Origin of the sequence: Vibrio sp. T9, from assembly GCF_003123985.1 — a bacterium.
GTDB lineage: Bacteria > Pseudomonadota > Gammaproteobacteria > Enterobacterales > Vibrionaceae > Vibrio > Vibrio diabolicus.
The window spans coordinates 119,585-145,472 of record NZ_NIGY01000009.1; the positions used below are offsets into that span (position 1 = coordinate 119,585).

19 protein-coding genes are annotated in these 25,888 nt (G+C 44.4%); 6 read left to right on the forward strand and 13 right to left on the reverse strand.

Annotated features, from left to right (window positions below):
• The first annotated feature begins 298 nt into the window (after positions 1–298).
• On the forward strand, positions 299–1,771 hold the full coding sequence (locus tag CBX98_RS19135) for an aminoacyl-histidine dipeptidase (protein WP_109170002.1): 1,473 nt from the start codon (positions 299–301) through the stop codon (positions 1,769–1,771).
• A gap of 62 nt (positions 1,772–1,833) precedes the next feature.
• Here the strand turns inward: CBX98_RS19135 and CBX98_RS19140 are convergent, their stop codons facing one another.
• Positions 1,834–2,373, reverse strand: a complete 540-nt coding sequence (locus tag CBX98_RS19140) for a DUF3332 domain-containing protein (RefSeq protein ID WP_047010162.1) — start codon at positions 2,371–2,373, stop codon at positions 1,834–1,836.
• A gap of 329 nt (positions 2,374–2,702) precedes the next feature.
• Here CBX98_RS19140 and CBX98_RS19145 point away from each other — a divergent pair, with 329 nt between their 5' ends.
• The 3 genes from CBX98_RS19145 to CBX98_RS19155 all read left to right on the forward strand — a co-directional run bounded on the left by CBX98_RS19145 (position 2,703) and on the right by CBX98_RS19155 (position 6,783).
• Positions 2,703–3,770, forward strand: coding sequence for a succinylglutamate desuccinylase/aspartoacylase family protein (locus CBX98_RS19145; RefSeq protein ID WP_005391426.1), 1,068 nt, complete (start codon positions 2,703–2,705; stop codon positions 3,768–3,770).
• A gap of 264 nt (positions 3,771–4,034) precedes the next feature.
• Complete coding sequence (locus CBX98_RS19150) at positions 4,035–6,221, forward strand: TonB-dependent receptor (RefSeq protein ID WP_109170003.1); 2,187 nt, start codon at positions 4,035–4,037, stop codon at positions 6,219–6,221.
• Between the two features lie 118 nt (positions 6,222–6,339).
• The gene (locus tag CBX98_RS19155; protein WP_109170004.1) at positions 6,340–6,783 is read left to right on the forward strand and encodes a DNA-directed RNA polymerase subunit beta; all 444 of its coding nucleotides are present in this window, start codon (positions 6,340–6,342) and stop codon (positions 6,781–6,783) included.
• A gap of 90 nt (positions 6,784–6,873) precedes the next feature.
• On the opposite strand, the gene CBX98_RS19160 is transcribed toward CBX98_RS19155, so the two are convergent.
• Positions 6,874–7,182 carry a DUF3622 domain-containing protein gene (locus CBX98_RS19160; RefSeq protein ID WP_005391432.1) on the reverse strand — a complete coding sequence of 103 codons (309 nt, stop codon included), beginning with the start codon at positions 7,180–7,182 and terminating at the stop codon, positions 6,874–6,876.
• 294 nt (positions 7,183–7,476) lie between these two features.
• Positions 7,477–11,370 carry a phosphoribosylformylglycinamidine synthase gene (gene purL, locus CBX98_RS19165; protein ID WP_109170005.1) on the reverse strand — a complete coding sequence of 1,298 codons (3,894 nt, stop codon included), beginning with the start codon at positions 11,368–11,370 and terminating at the stop codon, positions 7,477–7,479.
• A gap of 299 nt (positions 11,371–11,669) precedes the next feature.
• Between purL and mltF the strand changes: the two genes are divergently transcribed.
• On the forward strand, positions 11,670–13,247 hold the full coding sequence (mltF, locus tag CBX98_RS19170) for a membrane-bound lytic murein transglycosylase MltF (protein ID WP_012842083.1): 1,578 nt from the start codon (positions 11,670–11,672) through the stop codon (positions 13,245–13,247).
• A gap of 570 nt (positions 13,248–13,817) precedes the next feature.
• On the opposite strand, the gene tadA is transcribed toward mltF, so the two are convergent.
• The 6 genes from tadA to CBX98_RS19210 all read right to left on the reverse strand — a co-directional run bounded on the left by tadA (position 13,818) and on the right by CBX98_RS19210 (position 19,330).
• Positions 13,818–14,366, reverse strand: a complete 549-nt coding sequence (gene tadA, locus CBX98_RS19180; RefSeq protein WP_085343000.1) for a tRNA adenosine(34) deaminase TadA — start codon at positions 14,364–14,366, stop codon at positions 13,818–13,820.
• Positions 14,367–14,581: 215 nt separating this feature from the next.
• The gene (locus tag CBX98_RS19185) at positions 14,582–16,141 is read right to left on the reverse strand and encodes an AbgT family transporter (RefSeq protein WP_005383758.1); all 1,560 of its coding nucleotides are present in this window, start codon (positions 16,139–16,141) and stop codon (positions 14,582–14,584) included.
• 401 nt (positions 16,142–16,542) lie between these two features.
• Positions 16,543–16,956: a prepilin-type N-terminal cleavage/methylation domain-containing protein gene (locus CBX98_RS19195; RefSeq protein WP_012842085.1), complete on the reverse strand. Its 414-nt coding sequence runs from the start codon at positions 16,954–16,956 to the stop codon at positions 16,543–16,545.
• A complete protein-coding gene (locus tag CBX98_RS19200; RefSeq protein WP_109170007.1) occupies positions 16,946–18,256 on the reverse strand; it encodes a hypothetical protein in 1,311 nt (436 codons plus the stop codon). The genes CBX98_RS19195 and CBX98_RS19200 overlap by 11 nt, the downstream gene beginning before the upstream one ends.
• Positions 18,253–18,843 carry a hypothetical protein gene (locus tag CBX98_RS19205; protein WP_005391448.1) on the reverse strand — a complete coding sequence of 197 codons (591 nt, stop codon included), beginning with the start codon at positions 18,841–18,843 and terminating at the stop codon, positions 18,253–18,255. Before CBX98_RS19205 ends, CBX98_RS19200 begins: the two co-directional genes overlap by 4 nt.
• The gene (locus tag CBX98_RS19210) at positions 18,824–19,330 is read right to left on the reverse strand and encodes a GspH/FimT family pseudopilin (RefSeq protein WP_109170008.1); all 507 of its coding nucleotides are present in this window, start codon (positions 19,328–19,330) and stop codon (positions 18,824–18,826) included. The genes CBX98_RS19205 and CBX98_RS19210 overlap by 20 nt, the downstream gene beginning before the upstream one ends.
• A gap of 103 nt (positions 19,331–19,433) precedes the next feature.
• Here CBX98_RS19210 and CBX98_RS19215 point away from each other — a divergent pair, with 103 nt between their 5' ends.
• Entirely contained in the window at positions 19,434–19,865 is a 432-nt protein-coding gene (locus CBX98_RS19215) for a type IV pilin protein (RefSeq protein ID WP_109170009.1), read from the forward strand.
• A gap of 68 nt (positions 19,866–19,933) precedes the next feature.
• Here the strand turns inward: CBX98_RS19215 and dnaJ are convergent, their stop codons facing one another.
• The 4 genes from dnaJ to grpE all read right to left on the reverse strand — a co-directional run bounded on the left by dnaJ (position 19,934) and on the right by grpE (position 25,836).
• The gene (gene dnaJ / locus CBX98_RS19220; RefSeq protein WP_005391453.1) at positions 19,934–21,082 is read right to left on the reverse strand and encodes a molecular chaperone DnaJ; all 1,149 of its coding nucleotides are present in this window, start codon (positions 21,080–21,082) and stop codon (positions 19,934–19,936) included.
• A gap of 204 nt (positions 21,083–21,286) precedes the next feature.
• Complete coding sequence (gene dnaK, locus CBX98_RS19225; protein WP_048626076.1) at positions 21,287–23,200, reverse strand: molecular chaperone DnaK; 1,914 nt, start codon at positions 23,198–23,200, stop codon at positions 21,287–21,289.
• A 347-nt stretch (positions 23,201–23,547) separates the two neighbouring features.
• Positions 23,548–24,822, reverse strand: a complete 1,275-nt coding sequence (locus tag CBX98_RS19230) for a dicarboxylate/amino acid:cation symporter (RefSeq protein WP_012842090.1) — start codon at positions 24,820–24,822, stop codon at positions 23,548–23,550.
• A gap of 417 nt (positions 24,823–25,239) precedes the next feature.
• Entirely contained in the window at positions 25,240–25,836 is a 597-nt protein-coding gene (grpE, locus tag CBX98_RS19235; protein ID WP_012842091.1) for a nucleotide exchange factor GrpE, read from the reverse strand.
• Between the last annotated feature and the right edge of the window lie 52 nt (positions 25,837–25,888).

The following is a 25,888-nucleotide window of genomic DNA, read 5'->3' on the forward strand; positions in this document are numbered from 1 at the left end:
ATCACAAAAAATGTATAAATTGACTTTCATCAAAGTTTAAATGTAATTAAATTACAGTTTTGTGAATTAAAAAATAAAGCCACTTTCAGAATGTATGATAAAGAACACATAGTGCCTGTTATTGTGTTCACAAACTGTGACAGTTCTGAGAGAAATCCTTGTGCACGCGACTACTCGTACTCCTTATCTGGTGGTATGCTAAACGGCAATTTGAATGCCAAATCGTCTAGCATTTAATGCTGTCTCGACAATATTTTTACGGTATATATTTGGCAAAGCACATCAAAAGGAGTCCTCCGTGTCTGAGTTCCATTCTGAGATCAGTACCTTATCACCTGCTCCACTTTGGCAGTTTTTCGATAAGATTTGTTCTATCCCTCACCCATCTAAACATGAAGAAGCATTAGCACAGTACATTATCAACTGGGCAACAGAGCAAGGCTTTGACGTTCGCCGTGATCCAACCGGTAACGTGTTCATCAAAAAGCCCGCGACACCTGGAATGGAAAATAAGAAGGCTGTTGTACTTCAAGCACACATCGACATGGTGCCGCAGAAAAACGAAGACACCGAACACGACTTCACCAAAGATCCAATCCAACCTTACATCGATGGCGAATGGGTAACGGCGAAAGGCACGACACTTGGTGCAGATAACGGGATTGGTATGGCTTCTTGCCTTGCTGTATTGGCATCTAAAGACATTAAGCACGGCCCAATCGAAGTTCTGCTTACGATTGATGAAGAAGCAGGCATGACTGGCGCATTTGGTCTTGAGGCTGGTTGGTTAGAAGGTGAGATCCTTCTAAACACAGACTCTGAACAAGAAGGCGAAGTCTACATGGGTTGCGCCGGTGGTGTTGATGGCACCATGACTTTCGATATTTCTCGAGAAGCAACACCTGCAGGTTTCGTAACACGCCAACTGACGCTGAAAGGCCTAAAAGGTGGTCACTCAGGTTGTGACATTCACACAGGTCGCGGTAATGCCAACAAATTACTTGGTCGTTTCCTCGCGGGTCATGCGCAAGAGCTTGATTTACGTTTAGTCGAATTCCGTGGTGGTAGCTTACGTAATGCAATCCCTCGCGAAGCGTTTGTTACTGTCGCGCTTCCTGTCGAAAACCAAGACAAGCTTGCTGAGCTGTTCAACCACTACACTGATCTGCTTAAAACTGAGCTGGGTAAAATCGAAACAGGTATCGTAACCTTTAATGAATTGCTTGCTAGTGACGTACAAGTATTTTCAATCGCCGATCAGCAACGCTTCATTGCCGCACTTAACGCTTGTCCAAATGGTGTCATGCGCATGAGCGACGAAATTGAAGGTGTGGTCGAAACGTCACTGAACGTTGGCGTGATCACTACTGAAGAAAATAAAGTGACAGTTTTGTGTCTGATTCGCTCTTTGATTGACTCTGGCCGCAGCCAAGTTGAGAGTATGCTACGTTCAATTGCTGAATTAGCAGGCGCACAAATTCAGTTCTCAGGTGCTTACCCTGGCTGGAAGCCAGATGCAGATTCCGAGATCATGGCAATTTTCCGTGATATGTATGAAGGCATTTACGGTCATAAGCCGAACATCATGGTCATCCATGCTGGTCTTGAGTGTGGCCTATTTAAAGAACCATACCCACACATGGATATGGTTTCTTTCGGTCCAACAATAAAATTCCCTCACTCACCAGATGAGAAAGTGAAGATTGATACTGTTCAGTTGTACTGGGATCAGATGGTAGCGCTTCTAGAGGCAATTCCAGAGAAAGCGTAATTCAATCACGAAATACAACAAAGGGTGCTTTACGGCACCCTTTTTTGTTTGGCTGGACCAATTTACACGCGATTTTGCGTATAAGCAGCTAGCTCATCCATTGAGGTTTGTGCAACGACCTCGCCATCAATGTAGTAAGTGACAAACTCACCATCGCGCACACCCATGAGTGTCGCCTTCTCGCCGTTATTGTAAGTAATATCCATTTGAACAGTATTCTCATCGATTTGCTGCATTCGACCCTGCTCAATAACACGGTTATTCGCTAACGGTGCAATTGGCGCCGTCGTTAACGATTTATCTAACTGGTGGTTTACATCGATGTAAGTATCCATCTTTGTATCGAAGATATGTGGCTTACCATTTAAAGGGTTCTTACCCGTCCAAAACTCTAGAGAGTTAAATACGATGTAGTCCGCTGCGATTGCGACACCATAAACAGGTGCTAAAAGCATGTTTAGACCACCTCGAGCGTAACGGTTATCTACAGCTTTCAAGTTAAACCCCATGACATAACCTGTCACGGCATTACTGCCAACGCAACCTGAAAGTGAAACTGCTACAGCAGTCAATGCACCAATTTTAGCAATTGCCTTTTTCATCAAAACCTCTAGTTAGAAATGTTAGACCTCAAATTCGGCGCGGATATTATCGGATAAAAAGTAGGGTTAAAAGTTCGTTTTTTTGTCCCTCATTATCAGTATTATTTTTAATACAGTCACATTTTTTAAGGCTATGATTGCTCTTCCTTCTGTACCTCTCGTTATGTATTAAACTGATAGAAAAGATCATATTGAAAACAAAAACTTCACACATGCTGAGATTTCGCGCATGACGATTAAAGTAATTTGTCGTGTCCTTAATGAGAATGATTAGTGCGATTTTGCAGCAATTGTTACATTGCTGATAACGCATTTGACAGAGATGGTTTATGGCCAGAAGTAAAAAAAGCAAAGTGTTTGAGCTCTTAGGGCACCAAATACAACCAGGACAACGATTAGAGATCGAATTTGAAGCAGCGAAGCTATACACACATTCGCCTTTATCTATTCCTGTGGAAATCATCCATGGGAAACAAGAAGGGCCTGTGTTAATGGTGAATGCTGCTATCCATGGTGATGAGCTTAATGGCGTGGAAATCGTTCGTCAGATCATTAACCAACTGGATCCACAAAAACTGAAAGGCACTGTCATTGCAGTACCTATCGTTAACGTTTTTGGTTTCATCCATAAATCACGGTACTTGCCCGATCGACGAGATCTCAACCGTTGCTTTCCTGGCAGTGAAAAAGGCGCGCTTGCGTCTCGAATGGCACACGGGTTCTTTAACAACATAGCCAAGCGTTGTGACTACATCTTGGATCTGCACACTGGGGCCATTCACCGCACGAACCTGCCACAGATTCGCGCAAACTTAAGCAACCCAGAAACTCTGCGTATTGCTCAGGCGTTTGCGACGCCAGTGATTGTTGATTCAGCATTGCGTGATGGCTCTTTACGCAGTGAGGCAGAAAAATGTGATATCCCCGTGCTCACCTACGAGGCTGGCGAAGCATTGCGTTTTGATCCACTGTCAATCAGCGCTGGTGTACTCGGGGTTCGGCGCGTAATGCAAGCCATTGGCATGTTGCGCGCTAGCCGAAAAAAGCTGCCTGAGCCTATCATAGCGAAGTCCACCAGCTGGGTTCGTGCGTCAGGTAACGGTATTTTGCGTACTGTCGTTAATCTGGGAGACAAAGTAGAACAAGGTGAAACGCTCGCCTATATCAGCTCTCCTCTTGGACATGATGAGGTAGAGCTCAAAGCGCCTAAGCGTGGCTTGGTGATCGGTCAACAAACTTTGCCACTGGTTAATGAAGGCGATGCGATCTTCCACCTTGCTTACTTCAACCAAGGTGATGATTCGGTAGAACAAGCCGTTGAAAGTTACATTGAAGGACTGACCGAGTTCGATGTCGAGCCACTGACTACCGGACAGATCCCGTTAGAAACTCAGTAATACCTACCAAGAGTGCACTTCATTAGCTCAACAGGAGTAATAGTGAGCGCGTCCTCTTGTTTAAAAGCCAATGAGCTCAGCGTCCATGATGCTGGGCTTTTTGTTTTCTGTAAGCTAACGATACTCATCGTAGTTTCCAAGAATGGATAAAAAACTTTACAAGCCATAGCAAAAACACATTTGATAATTAATCTCATTATCATTTATTAATCGTAATAATGTTCTTATAATCCGAGCTTCATAAGAACACTATAAATCATCAATATGAAACGATTAAAAAGTCATCCATTCAAAGTAAATCTCATTTCACTGACTTTGCTCTTCCCTCTTTATTCATATGCCGAGACAACGCCAAATGAAGAGCTCGAAGTCATCGGTGTGCGTTATGCCAAACCCATCACCGTTGCTGAGCCTGCGCAAACCACCATTGATTGGTCAGAGATTGAAGAGCAACAGTACTCCAATTTTGCCTCAATGATCGATGCCGTTCCGGGCGCATCATTAGATGGCGGCGGCCGTTCCGGCGGCGAACGTATTAATATTCGTGGTTTTGATGATCCAAGCGATATCGCCGTATTTGTCGATGGCGCTCCCATTGGCTTTCAACAATACCGCTACGGAACTTTCTTTTTTGATCCGTTCTTGATTGGTGAAGCAGAAATTATCAAGGGCGCGCACGACTATCGAGCACTCAACGGAAAGTTTGGTGGCTCAATTCGTATTAAAACCAAGAGTGTCGATGACCTACTGTACGGCAATAGAAACTTTGGTGCTCGCATCTCAAGTGCATATAACACCAACGGCGATGAGAATGCCTACACGCTAACACTCTATGGTAAAAACGATGCTGGTTTTTATTTTCTAGCGAATGGCTCTGTAAAAGATTCTGATGACATTAAAGTTGGTGGTGGTGAAACGCTGGATTACTCAGGTTATGAGCAAGAAAACATGCTCGTAAAAGTCGGTTATGAAAACAACGATCACGAGTTTGAAATTAGCCACACTCGCTACAAAGATGAAGGTCGTAAACCTTGGGCTAACCGCCGCGGAAAAATGCCTAACATCACTGAGTACAACATCAAGAAATACGGATCATTAGAAAAAGCCAAATACGCATACACCGTCGATAATAAATACACGGATAACACCACGACCATCTCTTACCACTACATGCCGACTAACCCGTATATTGATTTCAATATCAAAATGGCACGTTCTGAAAACGATCGTCACTGGGTTCGCCCAGACGTGGCATTCGAGAAAATGTTCGTTTCTGTTGGCAGTTACGGTCACGAGTCTTGGTTAAGTTACGAGCGTGACTATGCTGATGTGTTTAACCAAGCGCAGTTCGGAGACCACACTCTAGTGACAGGGCTTCAATATCAAAAAACCGATAGAGACTCATTAGTATTCAACGCATCATACGACAGTAATGAAGCCAAAAACTACGGTTGGTATACCCCTTACTACGAACCATCTGGCACTCAGTCAATTTATGCGGCTTACATTGCTGATCACTATCAAGCAACAGACCGTCTAACCATCACACCTTCTCTGCGTTACGAATACATCAAGAGTGAAGGAAAAGGGAACGCCGCGCCAGATTATAATGATCCAGCCGCCGGACATGACTACGGTGAAACGACGCATAAAGGCTTTAGCCCACGTTTGGATATCGACTTTGATGTGACCAATAATACGCGTTTAAACGCCTCCTACGCCTACGCTTTAAAAGCACCAACCGTTGATAACATCTACTCAGTGCAATATGCGCGAGCTACCGCTACGGCTACTGCTTTGAATCTGGACGTGTCTCGTATCCATGCTTATCAAGCAAGCGTTATCAACTTAACGGAAGGGCTGGTGAACTCTCGCGATAACCTCGCAACAGAGTTAACTTTGTTCTATAACGATGTTAGCGACACAGTTGATATACGAACGGGCGAAAACCTCGACAAAAATACTACTGAGTTACAAAGCTGGAATACAAACCTAGATGGCTTTAAAAACTACGGCTTTGAGCTAATTTCACAATACCGGATTGAAGATTTCTACAGTAATTTCTCAGCAAGTTACATTCGCGGCAAAAACAAAGGTAGCCTATCTGACTCGACAGGTTCAGATGATGATCACCCTGATGTGCCACCATTAAATATCAACTTAGGTTTAGGTTACGAATGGATTCCAGGTTTACGCACTGGCTGGGAAGTCCGTTGGTATGATGCGCAAACCAAAACCAAGGCAAGCGGTAACAATTTAAAAGTGAAATCGCCAAGTGAGCAATACACGCTACAAAACGCTTACGTGGTTTGGGAAATACAACAAGTCGAAGGCTTGAGTGTTGGCGCGGTTGTGAAAAACTTAACCGATCGTTACTACGAAGCATACCTATCTAATGGCGTGCCTTCGCCTGGTCGCGAAGTCAAACTGCACCTCACTTATCAATACTAACCATACCTAAAAGATGCAGGGCAGACATTAACTGCCCTGCTATATCGTGTCCAACGGACATAATTGCACGCCGTTTTATTTACCAGTACTATCATTTCTTTTTGCTTGCATACACACTATGAACAACTTAAAAACACTGTTTCTTCTTGCTTGCTTCGTTCCAGCAAGTCAAAACCTGGCACAGACTTCTGAGAGCATTGCTGACTACTTACAAGAGCAGAGTCAGCACCAAGTTATTGAGGATCATTACGCACAACCAACAACAAATAATCTGAATCTAGACGCCAAAGCAAACGCGTTAACTTGGCATGAAGAAGAAAAGCCGGATCACTGTCGTTACGCCAAGCAGCCCAAAGACGTCACAACACATTTCGACTACGGTGAAGCAAACGATCTATCTGACGGATTGCAACACTTTGATTTACCAGAGAGGCACTCGGCAAAGGGCAAGTCAACACATCGCACTTATGCTAATAACCCTCACCTTCTTCCTGGCAATAAACAATTTGCAGCCCCTGAAGACGGTACGTTTAGCCTGTCCGTATCTTCGGATTGTTTTTAAGTCGATACAATAAAAAATACCCTGAGACAAAGCTCAGGGCATTTTCACTTTTTGTTTGATGGGTGACGTCACCATCTCACCGACTTGAATCTATTCTTCGTCAGCGTCTACTTCAGCGTCACGTGCTTTGCGGGCTTCTTCTTTACGAACTTTTGCCGCTAGTTGTTCTGCTTCACGCTCTTGACGTTGCGCTGCTTTACGCTCGTTACGAACCACTTGGTTTTGGATAAAACCAGCCAGTTCTTGTTCAGCCCAAGCTTGTGCTTTCTCTTCGCTGTCAAAGCCAGTTTCACGCTTTGATACTACAGTCTTACGAGATGTCACTTGGCGAGTGATTTCTGCGCTCCAGCCGTTACGTTTTTCAGTGACGCGGATAGCAAATTTTGGATTCTTAGACATTTCTTTCATTTCCTAAGGGATTTAGGGATCAATCAGGGATTCGGTCAACTTGATAACTCCATCTAAGCTGAGCTGTTTAACACCATCCCTTGGTAAGCGCGGTATTAGAGCATAAAAGTAATCTAAACGCTGCAAGTTTTTTATGCGAGATAATAGATGACAAAGAAGAGGCAGAACAAAGCAACGTTTCGCCCAGTCACTAGAAAGAGCGGCGAAGAAAAAAGAATGATAAGAAAAAGAAAGCGCTGGTCTCTCAACCAACGCTTTACTTAAGCTAGATTAACCTTTGGTTAATTAACCGATATTCTTACGGGCATTTTGGAACATACGCATCCAAGCACCATTTTCACCCCAACCTTCCGGAGCCCAAGAGTTTGCAACTGTGCGGAATACACGCTCTGGGTGAGGCATCATGATTGTCACGCGACCGTCTGCTGTTGTTAAGCCAGTAATCGCGTTTGGCGAACCGTTCGGGTTGTTCGGATATTGTTGCGTCGGGTTACCGAGGTTATCCACGTAACGAACCGCAACCGTACCTGATGCTTCAATCGCTGCTAGGTGCTCAGCATCACGTACTTCTACACGCCCTTCTCCGTGGGAAACCGCGATTGGCATGCGCGAACCTGCCATACCGTCGAAGAATACAGAATCAGATTTCTGAACTTCAACTAGGCTAAAGCGCGCTTCAAAACGCTCAGATTCGTTACGAACAAAACGTGGCCACAAGTCTGCACCCGGGATAAGTTCTTTCAGGTTAGAAAGCATCTGACAACCGTTACATACACCTAAAGAGAACGTCTCTTTACGGTTGAAGAACGCTTGGAACTGTTCACGAGCTTGTGCGTTAAACAGGATAGACTTAGCCCAGCCTTCACCCGCACCTAGTACGTCGCCGTAAGAGAAGCCACCACAAGCTACTAGGCCATGGTATTCATCCAGTACCGCTTGACCCGTTAGGATATCGCTCATATGGATGTCGGTTGCCTCAAAGCCTGCGCGGTCAAACGCTGCTGCCATTTCAACGTGGGAGTTAACACCCTGCTCACGTAGAATCGCCATCTTAGGCTTCGCACCTTTTGCAATGTAAGGCGCTGCAACGTCTTCATTTACGTCGAAGCTGAGCTTAACGTTTAGACCCGGGTCAGAGTTGTCTTTCTTCGCTTCGTGCTCTTGGTCTGCACATGCTGGGTTATCACGTAGGCCTTGCATCTTATGCGTTGTTTCAGCCCAGATAACACGTAGTTCGGTACGTGAACGTTCAAGCACAACTGCATCACCAGAAGTGATAATAAAGTCGTCTGAAGCGTTAACTGAACCAATCACATGTGAACATGCCTCTAAACCGTTTGCCGCCAGAGTAGATAGAACTGAATCCAGATCATCATTCTTAACTTGAACAACCGCACCTAGCTCTTCGTTAAATAGAACGGCTAGCGCATCATCACCCAGCTCTGCTATGTTCGCTTTTACGCCACAATGGCCCGCGAACGCCATCTCAGCCAGTGTAACAAACAGACCGCCGTCGCCTTTATCGTGGTAAGCCACTAGCTTGTCATCACGTACTAACGCTTGCATTGCATCAAAGAAGCCTTTTAGCTGCTCAGCGTTATCTACGTCAGCAGGTTTGTCACCCAGTTGTTTGTATACTTGTGCCAATGCTGTCGCACCTAAGCGGTTTTTGCCGTTACCCAAGTCAACAAGAACTAGAGAAGTATCGCCTTTGTCAGTGCGTAGTTGTGGAGTCACGGTCTTACGTACGTCTTCCACACGACCAAATGCCGTGATAACTAGAGACAGTGGAGAAGTGACTTCTTTACTCTCGCCGTTCTCTTCCCACTTGGTTTTCATCGACATGGAGTCTTTACCAACTGGGATCGTCAAACCTAATGCAGGACAGAGCTCTTCACCTACCGCTTTGACTGCTTCATAAAGACCGGCATCTTCACCTGGGTGACCCGCTGGCGACATCCAGTTCGCAGACAGTTTAATGTGTTTAATATCACCGATGTCTGTTGCCGCAATGTTCGTTAGTGACTCACCAACCGCTAGGCGAGCCGATGCACCAAAGTCTAGTAATGCCACTGGCGTGCGCTCACCCATCGACATTGCTTCGCCGTGGTAAGTGTCATAGCTTGCCGCTGTTACTGCACAGTTTGCTACTGGTACCTGCCAAGGGCCAACCATTTGATCACGAGCAACCAGACCCGTTACTGTTCGGTCACCGATAGTAATTAGGAATGTTTTTTCTGCAACCGCTGGAAGACGAAGTACGCGATCCACCGCTTCATTAAGCTCAATACCATCACGAACAATGGCAGGGCTTTCCACTTTTAGTGTGGTTGCGTCACGGTGCATCTTCGGTGGCTTACCAAGTAGGATATCCATTGGCATATCGATTGGCGTATTGTCGAAGTGAGAATCTTCTAACGTTAGATGACGCTCTTCTGTCGCCACACCCACCACTGCATACGGTGCGCGTTCACGCTTACAGATTGCGTCGAATGCTTCCATGTTTTCTGGCGCTACCGCTAGAACGTAACGTTCCTGTGATTCGTTACACCAGATTTCCAGTGGGCTCATGCCCGGCTCATCGTTTGGTACATCGCGTAATTGGAACTTACCGCCACGCTCACCGTCGTCGACAAGTTCAGGCAATGCGTTAGAGATACCGCCTGCACCCACATCGTGGATAAATGCGATTGGGTTGTCGTCGCCTAACTGCCAACAACGGTCGATCACTTCCTGACAGCGACGTTCCATCTCTGGGTTTTCACGCTGTACTGACGCGAAGTCCAGATCTTCTGCTGACTGACCAGATGCCATGGAAGATGCCGCACCACCACCAAGACCGATGTTCATTGCCGGACCACCAAGTACGATTAAGCTCGCACCCACTGGAATTTCTTTCTTCTGCACGTGTTCGTCACGAATGTTACCCATACCACCAGCAATCATGATTGGTTTGTGGTAACCACGAATTTCTTCACCCGCATGAGAAGTGACTTTTTCTTCGTAAGTACGGAAGTAACCCAATAGATTTGGACGACCAAATTCGTTGTTGAATGCCGCGCCGCCTAGAGGACCTTCAAGCATGATGTCTAGCGCATTTACAATACGACCAGGCTTGCCGAAGTCGGTTTCCCACGGCTGTTCAAAACCAGGAATACGTAAGTTAGAGGTTGTAAAACCAACCAGACCCGCTTTTGGCTTACCGCCGATACCCGTCGCACCTTCGTCACGGATCTCACCGCCTGAACCAGTCGATGCGCCCGGCCATGGAGAGATTGCTGTTGGGTGGTTGTGCGTCTCTACCTTCATCAAGATGTGCGCATCTTCATGGTGGTAAGTGTATTGACGAGATTTAGGGTCTGGGAAGAAACGACCCGCTTTAGAACCCGTCATAACGGCCGCGTTGTCTTTATATGCAGACAGCACATAGTCAGGTGTCGTTTCGAACGTGTTTTTGATCATTTTGAACAAAGACTTAGGTTGATCTACTCCGTCGATAGTCCAATCTGCGTTAAAAATTTTGTGGCGACAGTGCTCTGAGTTCGCCTGAGCAAACATCATCAATTCAATGTCGTTTGGGTTACGCCCAAGCTTAGTAAAGTTCTCTACCAAGTAATCAATTTCATCTTCTGCGAGTGCCAAGCCAAGGGAAACGTTTGCTTCTTCAAGCGCAAGACGACCGCCCGCTAAGATATCAACATGCGCCACAGGCTTAGGCTCTGCGACTGTAAACAGCGCTGACGCAGCTTCAAATTCTGTAAATACCGTTTCCATCATGCGGTCATGAATTAACGCTTTGACAGCGTCAACTTGAGCTTCTGATAGAACAACTGAAGATTCGACATAATAAGCCGTACCGCGCTCTAGACGTTTCACTTTATCCAAGCCACAGTTAACAGCGATATCGGTAGATTTAGAAGACCAAGGCGAGATAGTGCCTGGACGAGGCGTAACAAGAAGTAAAAGACCTTCTGGCTCATGCTCTTCGATGGTTGGGCCGTAAGTTAGTAACTTTTCAAGTTTTTCTAACTCTTGGTCATCAAGGTCAGACTTTAGATCGGCAAAGTGCATAAACTCGGCATAAATGCCAGTTACAGGCAGATCTTGTTCACGACAAAGTTCCAGTAGTTTATTAACACGAAACTCAGAAAGAGCTGGGGAGCCACGCAAAATTCTCATGTGCTTAGGTCTCTTATGCAATTGATTAAGGTGATATTGGAATAAATTCAGACACTTAAAATAAGCCCTGTCGAACCTATGCCGATTCCACCTCGTCATTGCGAGCGCATTATATAGCAATTGTTTTTGTGATGTAACATCAAAAGCAACCGTTTGCGTCATTTTTTTTGTCAAATTTGAATTACGACTAAAATGTCGATAAAACACACAATGTCACGCTATAAGTGTGTGATTCACTTTGCCCCATGAGCTCGCTTTGATATAAAGGCAAATAGAAATTTCCTAAGATGTACCTATTAATGCAAATAAGCCAGCTCAACCGACTCAAGCGCAGCGCCCTAATTTTTGTTTCTGTGCTACTACTCTCTGCCTGCCAGATTGAGTCGGAACCCAAAAGTGAATTCGAAAAAATTCAGGAACGTGGCGTGCTTCGTGTTGGCACGCTAAACAATCAGCTTTCCTATTATATTGGTCCCGATGGTCCCGCTGGGTTGGATTACGAATTGGCGCGTCAGTTTGCGGAGCAGCTCGGCGTCAAGCTCGAGATTAAACCTGCCTTTCGCCAAGCCGAGCTTTTTCCTGCTCTTAAGAAAGGAGATATTGATCTCATCGCTACGGGCTTAAATCAAACGTCACAAGCGGTAAAACGCTTTAGACCGGGCCCTGCTTATTATTATGTAAGCCAACAAGTTGTGTATAAAAAGGGGCAACTTCGACCACGTGATATCGAACAGCTGATTGAATACCAAGCATCGAAAGACAGCGAATCAGACGAAGATACAAATGCTGGCGCGCAAACATTAAAGATCGTCGAACAATCGCAATATGTTCCGACCCTAACCGCATTAAAGAAGCAATACCCAGAGCTGCAGTTTGAAATTGTTGGCGATGCTGACACGAGAGACTTACTTAAATATGTATCCACTGGTGAGTTGCGTTTTACTGTGACTGACTCTGTGGAGCTTTCCCTAGCTCAGCGCCTTTACCCCGATCTTGCGCTCGCGTTTGAACTTACAGAAGATCAACCAGTATCGTGGTTTACTCGACGCTCTGAAGACGAAAGTTTGTATGCGATGCTGATAGAATTTTTCGGTAACATTAAACAATCAGGAGAACTGTCCACTCTCGAAGAGAAGTACATTGGTCATATTGAAGCATTTGACTACGTTGATACTCGCGCATTCATTCGAGCTCTGGATGACAAATTGCCTAAGTGGGCACCTTTATTCCAAAAGTACAGCGAAGAGTTCGACTGGCGCTTAATTGCAGCATTGGCGTATCAAGAATCACACTGGAAGCCAGCGGCAAAATCGCCAACAGGTGTTAGAGGGATGATGATGCTTACTCTGCCAACAGCGAAAAGCGTCGGGGTAACAAATCGTTTAGACCCTGAGCAATCTGTTCGTGGTGGTGTCGAGTACTTACGTCGCATTGTAGGTCGCGTGCCTGATAGCATCAACGAGCATGAAAAAATATGGTTTGCCCTGGCTTCATACAACATTGGCTACGGCCACATGATGGACGCACGGCGACTTACTAAAGCGCAAGGTGGCGATCCAAACGCTTGGGCAGATGTAAAAGACAGATTGCCTTTACTGCGTCAGAAGCGTTACTACAGTCAAACTCGCTATGGGTACGCCAGAGGTGATGAAGCGCGTAATTACGTAGAAAATATTCGACGTTATTATCAATCCATCATTGGTCATGTCAGCCAAAGACCAGCGATTGATGAGAATAGCGATGACTTGCAAGTTATCCCGCCGCTCAACCCTGACATTTTGATATCAGGAGCAGTAGAGACCGTTGTAGAGCAAATATCTGGCGCTTCTGACGTCACGGTTGAAGAAGACACCGAACAAGAAAGCCTTGAAGAATAGACCCGCTGTAAACTAAAAAATGACGAGCCCATGAGCTCGTCATTTTTGTTGAGTCCTAGCGAAAACTTATCTAGAATCCAAGACTCTGAGTGACACCAACCACACTCAACCATTCCTTTGGTTGGTCGCCTTTTTTCACCGTTAGTTAAACTGATTGCTTTGTAACCACATGGTTTAGCTCACTGATGAAGCGGCGCTATCGGCTACGCTCTGCCGAAATAACGTCACTCCTATTATTAAGCATCGTATTGAAATTATTTGCTGGCTCTGTGCAATGCAGGAGTCAAATGAAGAACGTTTAAACCATCAAATGTTTAGTGCGATTATCGAGCCTATTGTAAAGCATCGATGAACCGCTATTTACTGGTATAAGTCTTGTCTGCAGGAGGTTTTGAATATGAGAAGACGTAGAGTGCAGTCAAAGCGTTTAAATAACACAGTAGCTGCTATCCGACGTAAACGTAAACTGACATGTATGAAAAAGAAAGTAAGTTCACGTAATCGTGTTTTTGTACACTTAGTCAATCACTAGTACGTTCAGGCAAACATCTACCCGGTTGTAGATGTTTGCTAACTCTCACTATTTCCATAATTTTGTCCACTCTCTCCATTTTCTAATGCTTTTTGTGCTTGTTTCTTCGCTTTAATTTCCTTACGGCGACGCTTAAAAAACGCTTGTAGCTGAGTGCGGCACTCATCTTCTAGCAGCCCCTTTTCAACTAAGGCGTAATGGTAAGCAGCTTGGCTTTCAAACAAATTAAGCACTGTTCCTGCTGCTCCCGCTTTTAAGTCTGGCGCTCCAAAAACGACCCGCTTAACGCGGCTATGCAATAAGGCTCCGGCACACATTGGACATGGCTCAAGTGTTACATACAAAGTCGTATCCAGAAGGCGGTAATTTTCTAGCTTTTGGCCGGCTTTACGCAGTGTTTGGATCTCAGCATGTGCGGTAGCGTCATTAGTACCAATAGAGCGATTCCACCCCTCAGCGATAATTTCACCATCTTTGACAAGCACTGCGCCGACAGGTACTTCCCCCTCAGCTTCTGCTTGCTCAGCAAGCATCATCGCTCTGCGCATAAACAATTCATCTTGAGGGGAAAACGGATGGTTAGACAAAGGAAGCTCCAAAGAAACAAAAAACGATTGAAGTCAGGAATTTTATCACCAACTTCGGTTTCACTACAGCAACACATCACGGGACAAAGTTTGCAACTCCAAAAAAAACCTAGTTACAAGACCTATCGATGTTCGTTTTACGAGAACAAAAAAGCGCAGATCGAAGACCTGCGCTTTTCGGCTGCCAATTAGCGGCTTTCACACCCTAAACGTTTTTACATTGTGTAAGTGTAAGGAGCTTGAATGCCTAGCGGGATACCAACCATCCAATAAGCAACTAGGAAGATAGACCAACCGATCAGCATTGCGATCGAGAATGGCATCATTAGTGACGCAAGCGTACCGATACCAGCCGACTTCACATAACGCTGACAGTAAACCACTACAAGAGGGAAAAATACCATTAGAGGTGAAATGATGTTCGATACTGAGTCACCCACACGGTAAGCCGCTTGAGAGAGCTCAGGCGAGATACCAACCGCCATTAACATTGGCACTAAGATTGGACCAATTAAAGCCCATTTTGCCGATGCAGAACCAATAAGTAGGTTTACAGACGCAGTTAGAAGGATCATACCAATGATGGTCACTTCACCAGGTAAGTTCATCGCTTTCAGACCTTCTGCACCATATAGCGCCAGCATCGTCCCAATGTTCGATTGAGCAAACGCAGACAAGAATTGGGCACAGAAGAATGACATGACAATGTATGCGCCCATGGTCGACATAGTATCAGCCATCGCTTTGATAATGTCGTTGCTGGTCTTGAACGTACCTGACACTTTACCGTAAACGTAACCAGGAATGATAAACAGAATAAAGATCAGCGGAACGATAGACTTCATGATCGGTGCTGAGAAGGCCGTAATTTCACCTTCAGGCGAGCGTAGCGCTGATGTTTCTGGAATTAATGCTGCAACAAGTAAGGCAATACCCGCCATCATTGCCCAACCAGCATAACGAAATGCTTTTGATTCCAGTTCAGTAAATGAGCCTAGGTTTGGCGCAGTTTCCGCATCGTCATCAATTGGCATTTTTGACAAACGAGGCTCAATGATTTTTTCTGTCACGTACCAACCAATCGCTACAATAATGATGGAAGATAGGCCAGTAAAGAAGATGTTCGCTAATGGGTTAACCACGTATTCAGGATCAAGAACCTGCGCCGCGGTTTGCGTAAAGCCTGCAAGTAGTGGATCGATACCAGAAGGGATAAAGTTTGCAGAGAAGCCACCAGATACACCTGCAAATGCTGCCGCAATACCCGCTAGAGGGTGACGACCTGCCGCATGGAAGATAATACCGCCCAGAGGAATAACCAGAACATAGCCTGCATCTGCCGCAGTATGCGACACAATAGCAACCAAAATCAGCATTGGAGTAAGAAGCTTAGCTGGCGTGAAGTTCAGCATCTTCTTAAGACCCGTCGTAATAAAGCCCGAAGAATCTGCAACACCCACACCTAGCATTGCGACAAGTACGATACCCAGTGGCGCAAAGCCAGTAAACGTCGTCACCATGTTAGCAAGGAAACTTGCTAGCGCTTCGCCCGTAAGTAAATTAGTGATGGTAAGAGCTTCGCCCGTTCGAGGGTTTGGAAGATCGAATGATACATTCGATAAAAGTGCTGACGCCGCCCAAGTAATGATCAATGCCCAGAAGAACAAAATCGCAGGATCAGGAATTTTGTTACCTGTCCTCTCGATAAAGTTTAAAAAGCGCTCCATCCCGCTCGGCTTCGATGATGGTGCCTTATTTACAGCTTGGTTACTCATGGTAACTCCATAGTGAATGATGTTGGTGCCAAGGCCTATTTGAGTAATTATGACGGCCTACTATCCAACGAGTATTCTAGTAAACACTAATGGAGAAAGCACAAGGTTCTATATTTTTTTTCATAATTGGAGACATATTTTGCAAAAAAACAAAACCAAAGATACAAGCCTGAAACATTATGGAAAAATCAGCATATACATTTAGTAAACGAGCTGGCAAAAACAGAGGTTGCATAGAGCGATGAGATGAATAGATAGTTTTAAGAAAAGAAACTATACGTGATGAGAAGCAAGAAATAATTCTCTTCAATATAAAAAGGGCAACGCGGACAGTGAACACCTTATCCAAAGAACTCCAATCGGTTTTGATTGAATCGGCGTAAAACAGGAACCTAGACTATTTAATCAAATTCGCTATGTTTAGAGATCATGGTTTTCAGCTCTACCGATTGTATTTTACCGTGGCGATCTTGCCATAGAGCTTCCATATGTATCGTTTTAAGTGCGCCCGACAGAGTTGCCGTTGGCACAGACCAAGATAAAGTATACAAGGGGTGCGTAGTATCTTCCCCAGAGACAATATTTGTATCAAAATTAGCGGCGGGCATCGAGGGGACTGCAGAAAGAGCCCCACGCGTACGAAACCACTCTAATTTCTGCTCAGCAAGATTTAGCGCTTCAATGCTATGCATCGCGTAATCTGCCCGCAGCTCAATGTAAGCTTGCAACTTAACCAATCCAAGAGCACCGACACCAATTAAAATAAAAGAAATCATTATTTCAATTAAACTAAAACCATGTTGTTTACTTGGCATTCCAACTTCCCTCTTGCCAACGAACATCATTTCTCCTTGTTGTAGGTCTTTTGCTGGAATCAAATAGTAACTCCATTGAGCCCGCAATTGAGGTTTTTAACCCATCAGTATCAAAACCATAACCACCCGTTGCGTGAAATGCCCCTGCATCAACATAAACAGTTTGTGTAAGATCAGTATATTGTTTACCAATGGTAAAATTAGTCGGTGAGCCATCAGCATTCGAGAACAAACTTTCCCAATAGCTTTTTAACTCATCAGGAGCAAACTGTGGTTTAGTTTTATCGACTAAATGAAAAAGCGAACCCTGAAATGTTGTTGAACCAGTATTGATAAAAATACCATCTTGAATAACTAACGTATATTTCTCATGGTTGCCTTGAAGTGCTAAATTCCCGTGAATGGCGCAGTCACCAGTAATCCAAACCTTATCTACTTCCTTAAAAGCATTTTCGATAGCTGATTTACAATGTGTCGCATTTGACAAATTGATTTTCCCAGCTTTCGGAAATGAAGCTTTGACTTTATCAATATTTTCCGGTGTTTTTTTGTAATCAAAAAAGGTTTGGAATGGATCGACTTCCGAGTCATAAACAAAGTCGCCTTTTAGCTGCGGATCAGAAGTTTCAGGTTTATTAGTTTTCGTAATTGCATTCCCAGCTTTTACTGTAACACTGGTTGTCGTTGCAGCGGTACACCCTCCAGCAGGAGAACCATCATATAAGCTATTCGCTCTTATTGATGCAGTGTTATATTTTGATCCTGTGCTTCCGCCTTCCATGGTATAACTATACCGATAAGTCAGTGATATGCATTCATACAAATTGTCAGAATTAAGATCACCTTTCGCATCTGGATGAACCTTTAAATCACCATAAGTAGTTAACTTGGATGTGGTTTGTATCGCTCCTTTTCCACGATTACTTAGTGTACTGAAAGTTTTATTGAGCTGGGCCCAACCATTGTGAGATATAGAATTAATACGATAGACTCCTGCCCCTATATCCGTAACGTTCAGCTGGCTAAGGTTTAATTCCCTCTTACATAAGGTATTTAAATTATTGTGATTAATTGGGATGAGCTCGTTTACTATGGATACATCATCTGTGACATAAGCAAATAGACACTCAAGCCCTCCTTCCGCTTCCCAGTGCTGTTGCCGAGAACTAACTTCATTCTGCGCACGCTTAATTTGATAAAATAGATTCTTATATGAGCCTAACGTCACAACCAAAGCGACAGAGAGCAGTATGGAAGTAATAAGTAACGTGGCCACTCCTTGTTGATGCTTACGTATCATTGCCAATTCCTTTGCTGAACTTGTAATAAAATGGCGTGAGAAATTGCCGGATCATTTTTTAATTCAGCGGCCATTGAAATAGAAATAAACGCACTATCTATTGACGAACCTGATAGTAATATTCGACTAACATCAAATTGAGTTACTTTAATTTGCTTTGGATCAAAAAGATCAAAACATCCACTAGCAGCAGACACGACACTTAAAGGTGATGGTGAATCATCCTGGCAATATTCCAACATATTATCCTTTAACCGATATATCGTATTACTCACAGAGCTTGCTGTATTTCGATAAACATAACCGATTTTTTCGGATTGTTGATATAGAACGCTAGGAGAACCGGAAAGCATCATTGATTTTGTCGTAATACCATCAAATCCTGCTCGCTGAATATCCTCTTTCACTTGTTGAATTACACTACTCATCTGCTGAAGTAGCATTATTTCCTTGCTTCGCTGCACAGCTGTTTTTTGGTTAGAAAGAAACACTGCGCCAACAATGCCCAAAGCGACAACTCCTAACAACGCAGCAATCATAAACTCAACAAGTGTACTACCTTGCTGTTTAGCATTGTTCAAAGCCATATTTTGCCTCATTCATAGCGCACACTTTTACTCGCCCTGCTCCGTTATGAACAGTTACTTTTATCGGACTGGTATCCGCTTGAGATTTCTTTAGGTGAATACTTCCCGCATTTTTGGGATTCCCCATAACACGATCAAACTTGACGCTAGTTATATTACTCGACACCACCAGACCCCGATATAGATGACCTTGCAGCTCAGCAACAGTATTCATTGAAGTAATGTCAGTGACATTCGATACACTCGAGAGTGTGAGCTTCCAGCTTCCAGTGGATGAAGGCAAGTCTTGAATATGAATCCACAAATCTTGATTTCTCATCACCGATTCCGATTTCGCTTGGATCAAAAAACCCTGTAATTCGTTGGCTAAATTCACTATTTTCATGTGTTGGCTAACTTTTGAAAAACTTGGGGCGACAAAAAGTAGTAGTACTGACAAGACAGCCACAGTAATAAGAAGCTCCAACAACGTAAACCCGCGAGGCATTTCCCAAATTCCTATGTAAACGGCAAAAGGGCCGTAATTCATCTTGCACAGATGCTATCACCTGCCAAAAATAGGCGGAAAAGTGAAAAGGAAACTACTCGTGATGATTCGAATTTCTCGCTGTAACAGCTACAAAAAAAGATTGGGGGGGATGACATTGATCGAATTACTGATAGCCGTAGTGATTGTCGGGATCATTGCGGCTGTCGCCTACCCTTCTTACACCAATCATGTAATCAAGTCTCATAGGACGGTTGCCTTGAGCGATCTTAGTCGAATTCAGCTAGAGCTAGAGACATCTTATGATGGTGGGTACGACTGGAGTCATATTATCTCTGGAGGCACATGCACTCTATGTGATTCAGACACAGATAGATTTTCTTTCAATATTGCGAGCTCTGCAAGTTCGGCCTATACCATTACAGCAACAGCAAAATCGGCTCTGGGACAAGACGACGACGAGTGCTTGACTGGCGCTAAAATGATTACTTTAACGTCAACAAATGTCGAAGAACCAAGTGATTGCTGGAATTAGAAAGAACACCGAGATGCAAAAAGGCCTGCATTTTAGCAGGCCTTTGTATTTGTGCTTTTCACTAACGTCTAGCTGGTTAAATCATCAAAGAACTTTTTCACACCGTTGAAAAAGCCTTCTGATTTAGGCTTGTGCTTTGTCGCCGCTTCACCACCACAAGACTCTTCAAACTCTTTGAGCAGTTCTTTTTGGCGTGAGCTTAGGTTTACTGGTGTTTCAACAACCAACTTAACAATCAAGTCACCGATACCGCCACCGCGAACGCCTTTCACACCTTTACCACGCATGCGGAACATACGACCTGTTTGCGTTTCTGAAGGCACTTTTAGGCTTACGCGACCATCTAGAGTTGGTACTTCAACTTCACCACCTAGAGCCGCCATCGCAAAGCTTACAGGCACTTCACAGTATAGGTTGTTACCATCACGTTCGAAGATATGGTGCTCTTTCACGTGCACTTGTACATACAAGTCACCCGCTGGAGCTCCCATCTCTCCCGCTTCACCTTCGCCAGATAGACGAATACGGTCGCCAGTATCAACACCTGCTGGGATCTTAACGTTAAGTGTTTTGGTTTTCTGTTTACGACCTTGACCATGACACTCATTACAAGGGTCTTTAATGATCTTGCCTTTACCGTGACAGGTTGGACAGGTTTGTTGCACCGCGAAGAAGCCTTGGCGCATCTGTACTTGACCATGACCATGACAGGTACCACATGTTTCAGCAGATGAACCTTTCTTCGCACCACTACCATCACAGGTATCACAGTGTACTAGTGTTGGCACTTCGATCTCTTTCGTTACACCACGAACCGCCTCTTCTAGCGTCAGTTCCATGTTGTAACGTAAGTCCGCACCACGTTGAGCACGGTGACCGCCACCGCCACGACGACCACCACCAAAGATGTCGCCGAATACATCACCAAAGATGTCGCCGAAATCAGCACCGCCGCCACCAAAGCCGCCGCCACCGAAACCACCGCCGCCTTGTTCAAAAGCAGCATGACCGTACTGGTCGTACGCCGCTTTCTTTTGAGGGTCGGTCAGAACTTCGTACGCTTCTTTTACTTCTTTAAACTTGTCCGCCGCAGACTCATCACCCTGGTTTCGGTCTGGGTGGAATTTCATCGCTAGACGCTTGTACGCCTTTTTGATATCGCGCTCTGAGGCATCACGGCTTACGCCTAATACTTCGTAAAAATCACGTTTTGACATGTTCTTCGTCACCAGTTAATTACTACAAACGGCATCGATTCACCGCTTGGTGTTTGTATCGTTCTAGGTAAGTGCACTTGTCTGCAACATACTTAACTAGAAAGACAGCGTTTACAAACAGACGGGCGTAAGAGTTGCCCCAAACGCCCGCACACGAAGTCTTATCGACCCCAGATGGCTATGCAGCCATCTGGTTAAGAAATATTATTTCTTGTCGTCTTTAACTTCTTCGAACTCAGCATCTACAACGTCGTCTTCTTTAGACTGTGCACCTGCGTCAGCACCTTGTGCTTGCTGCGCTTGAGCTTGTTGTTGAGCGATTTCCATCAGCTTTTGAGAAGCAGTCATTAGTGCTTGAACTTTAGCATCGATAGCTTCTTTGTCTTCGCCTTTACGTGCTGTTTCTAGCTCAGAAATTGCTGCTTCAATCTTCTCTTTCTCTTCTGCAGGTAGCGCTTCACCAGCTTCTTCTACTTGCTTACGAGTACCGTGAATCATTTGGTCAGCTTGGTTACGTGCAGTCGCTAGCTCTTCGAACTTCTTGTCCGCTTCTTTGTTAGCTTCTGCTTCTTGAACCATTTTCTCGATGTCTTCATCGCTTAGACCGCCAGAAGCTTGGATAGTGATCTTCTGCTCTTTACCAGTCTGCTTGTCTTTCGCAGACACGTGTAGGATACCATCCGCATCAAGGTCAAAAGTAACCTCGATTTGTGGCATACCACGTGGTGCAGGCTGGATGCCTTCTAGGTTAAATTGGCCTAGAGACTTGTTGTACATCGCTTGCTTACGCTCACCTTGTAGAACGTGGATAGTTACCGCGCTCTGGTTGTCTTCCGCTGTAGAGAAAACTTGGTTCGCTTTAGTTGGGATAGTTGTGTTCTTCTCAACTAACTTAGTCATCACGCCACCCATTGTCTCGATACCTAGAGACAGTGGAGTTACGTCTAGTAGTAGTACGTCTTTAACGTCACCAGCAAGTACACCACCTTGAACTGCAGCACCCATTGCTACTGCTTCGTCAGGGTTTACGTCACGGCGCGCTTCTTTACCAAAGAACTCAGCAACTTTCGCTTGAACCATTGGCATACGAGTCTGACCACCAACTAGGATTACGTCAGTGATGTCGTTTACTGATAGATCAGCGTCAGCTAGAGCTACTTTTAGTGGCTCAAGAGAGCGTTGTACTAGGTCTTCAACTAGAGATTCTAGTTTTGCACGAGTCACTTTAATGTTCATGTGCTTAGGACCAGTTGCATCTGCAGTAACGTAAGGTAGGTTTACGTCAGTTTGAGAAGTAGAAGAAAGCTCGATTTTCGCTTTTTCTGCTGCTTCTTTAACACGCTGCATTGCTAGTGGATCGTTCTTAAGATCGATACCTTGCTCTTTCTTAAACTCGTCTACTAAGTAGTTGATTAGGCGGTTATCAAAGTCTTCACCACCAAGGTGAGTATCACCGTTAGTCGCTAGAACTTCGAATGTTTTCTCGCCTTCAACTTCATCGATTTCGATGATAGAGATATCGAATGTACCACCACCAAGGTCGTATACCGCGATAGTGCGATCGCCGCCTTTCTTATCAAGACCGTAAGCTAGCGCTGCTGCTGTTGGTTCGTTGATGATACGTTTAACTTCTAGACCTGCGATACGGCCAGCATCTTTTGTAGCTTGACGCTGAGCATCGTTAAAGTAAGCAGGTACTGTGATAACTGCGCCAGTTACTTCCTCACCAAGGAAATCTTCAGCAGTTTTCTTCATTTTCTTAAGAACTTCAGCAGAAACCTGAGGAGCCGCCATTTTTTGGCCTTTTGCTTCTACCCAAGCGTCACCATTGTCAGCCTTAACAATTTTGTAAGGCATGATTTGGATGTCACGCTGAACTTCTTCGTCTTCAAAACGACGACCGATTAGACGCTTAATTGCAAATAGCGTGTTTTCTGGGTTAGTTACTGCTTGACGTTTCGCAGGTTGACCTACTAGCGTCTCACCGTCAGTGTAAGCAATAACCGATGCAGTAGTACGTTCGCCCTCTGCGTTTTCAATTACACGTGGTTTGTCGCCGTCTAATACAGCAACACATGAGTTAGTAGTACCTAAGTCAATACCAATGATTTTACCCATCTGGCTATCTCCGAATAAATTCTATTTTCGTTTGGTTATAACCCCAATGTGGGGGGAGGAGAATCGGGTTTCAACCCTTGCTCACAAACAAAAATAATCAATGTTTGCTTCTCTATGCCACATAGATAAGGGCGGCAAAATGCTTTTCAAGGGCAGAATTAAAAAAAAGCGTCTTTTTTCGAAATTTATGTGTTTCTTTCTGATTAGTTGGGAACTCGTCACACTGCTGTAGCGCAACAAAACGCCATTTCCCAGATGAATTTATTTATGCCCGACTCTTCCTAAACAAAAAACGAGCTCATAAGAGCTCGCTTCAATATTAGGGTTAAAATAAATAATTCAAGACATTATGCGTTCGCTTGAGCAGGCTCAGCGTCAACGCCTTCTTCTTTACCAATCTCACCTTCTGTTTTTGCAACAATGGTGTTTACCGCCGTGTCGCCCACAACATTTGAAGACGTACAGAACATGTCATTAATACGGTCAACCGCAGCAATAATTGCCAAGCCTTCAGGTGGTAAGCCTAGTTGGTGAAGCAAAACGCCTACCATTACCACGCCGCCTCCAGGAACGCCACCAGCACCAATAGATAATAGAAGAATAGTTAAACCAAGCGTGAAGATGTCTGCGGTGTTAATTGGCTGGCCAAAAGCGTTCGCAACAAACATCGTTGCTAGAGCAATATAGATAGACACACCAGACATGTTCATCGTTGCGCCCAGTGGTACACCGAAGCCAGCAACCGATTTAGAGACCTGAAGCTTTTCTGTCAGTGTACGCATCGTTACCGGGATAGTCGCGTTTGAGCTCGCGGTAGATAGAGAGAACAGAATCTGCTCACGAGTTGCACGTAGGAAAGTCTTTGGAGAGGTCCCTGTCGCAAGACTTACTGCCATTGGATAGAAGAAGAAGATCCAGAACACCAACATCGCAACCACCAAGGCCACATAACCAGCCACGGACATCAATGTATTGGCGTTTAGCGTTGCACCCAATTGAATCATTAGTGCGAACACACCATATGGCGCAAGACTCATCACTAACCCAACCAGTTTCATCATGATTTCATTTGCCATTTTGAACGTGCGGATGGCAGGACCACCACGAGAATCCAAAGCTTGAATTGCAAGACCTGTCAGAATTGCCATGAAGATGATTTGCAGCATGTCGCCGTTAGCAAACGCTTGTACTGGGTTGCTAGGAACAATGTTAACAACTAGAGAGAAAATGTCCGGCGTTTCTGTCGTCGTCAGCTGTACGGCCTCAGATACCGTTCCTGCCAGATTAGCACCAGCTCCTGGCTGGAAAATCAAACCAACAGTCAAAGCCGCCGTAATCGCAATGATGGTGTTAAGAATGTAGAGGGTAAAAGTTTTTCCACCAAGACGACCAAATGCACTGATGTCTTTCAAGTCAACAATGCCGCATACGATTGAAACGTAAACTAAAGGAACAACAAGCAATTTGATCAGCGAGACAAACATGCCGCCAACGCCTTCTGCTGCTCCAAGTAGGTATGTATCAAAAATCGCAATACCGCTAAATAAGTACTGAATTGCTGTTCCGAGCACAAGGCCGGCAAACAAGCCTATAAAAATCTTACTAGAAAGCGATTTATCCATTATAAATCTCCGATATGTTGTGTTTGCTATTTACATCTTTGTAGTTATATATGCTTACTTTTAAAGCATTAGTCGCAAATCATACACACGAAGGTTACAAAATAAAGTGATAATTTACATTTTTGTTAACGAAACTATTGTAGAAAAAATGACTATCTTTACATTCCTATGCAGGACAAACATTCACACAACGAATAATTACAATTACTTATAGCCCTCTTCGTTCATAAACACGCAGTGAGATGAGAAGAAATCTCCTATAGGAAAATAATTAACCAATAAGAAAAAATATGAAGGGGATCAAACTTCCATTTTATCGATATACAATGAAGCTCATTACAACAACTTACGTTTAAAACAAAAAAGCGCCCATCAAAAAATGATGGGCGCTTTATACTTGAAAACAGGCAGTTAAGGTTATTTAGCAACCATTACCATTGCCGGACGAATCACACGGCCGTTTAGTTCGTAACCTTTTTGCATAACAAACATAACTGTGTTTGATTCATGATCTGGGCTTTCCTGAATCGACATCGCTTGATGGAACTCTGGGTTGAATGCTTCACCTTCAGGGTTGATTGCTTTCAAGCCAAATTTCGCCACAACGTCGACAAACGTTTTGTGTGTTAACTCAACACCTTCTAGGAACGGCTTAACCGTTTCATTCTCTGTATCTGCCGCTTGAATTGCACGCTCTAGGTTATCAATAACAGGAAGCAACTCTTCGGCAAACTTGTTCAACGCAAACTTACGTGCTTTATCGATCTCTTGCTCGGTACGACGACGCATGTTTTCTACTTCAGCTTTAGAACGCAACACCGCATCTTGCTGCTCTTTTACTTTTGCCTCGCTAGACAATAGTGCCGCTTCTAGTTGAGCAATCTTAGCGTCTGTCTCATCACCAATTTCTTCAAGCTCAGCTTCTACTTCTTGTGCTTCAGCTTCTACTTTTTCAGCCTCTTCGATGATTTGATCAAGCTCTTCTTCTGTAACTTTGTTTTCTTCGTTGCTCATGATATCTCCAGAATTCAACATAATGCCCTTAAAGCCATGCGCGTTTTTGCGG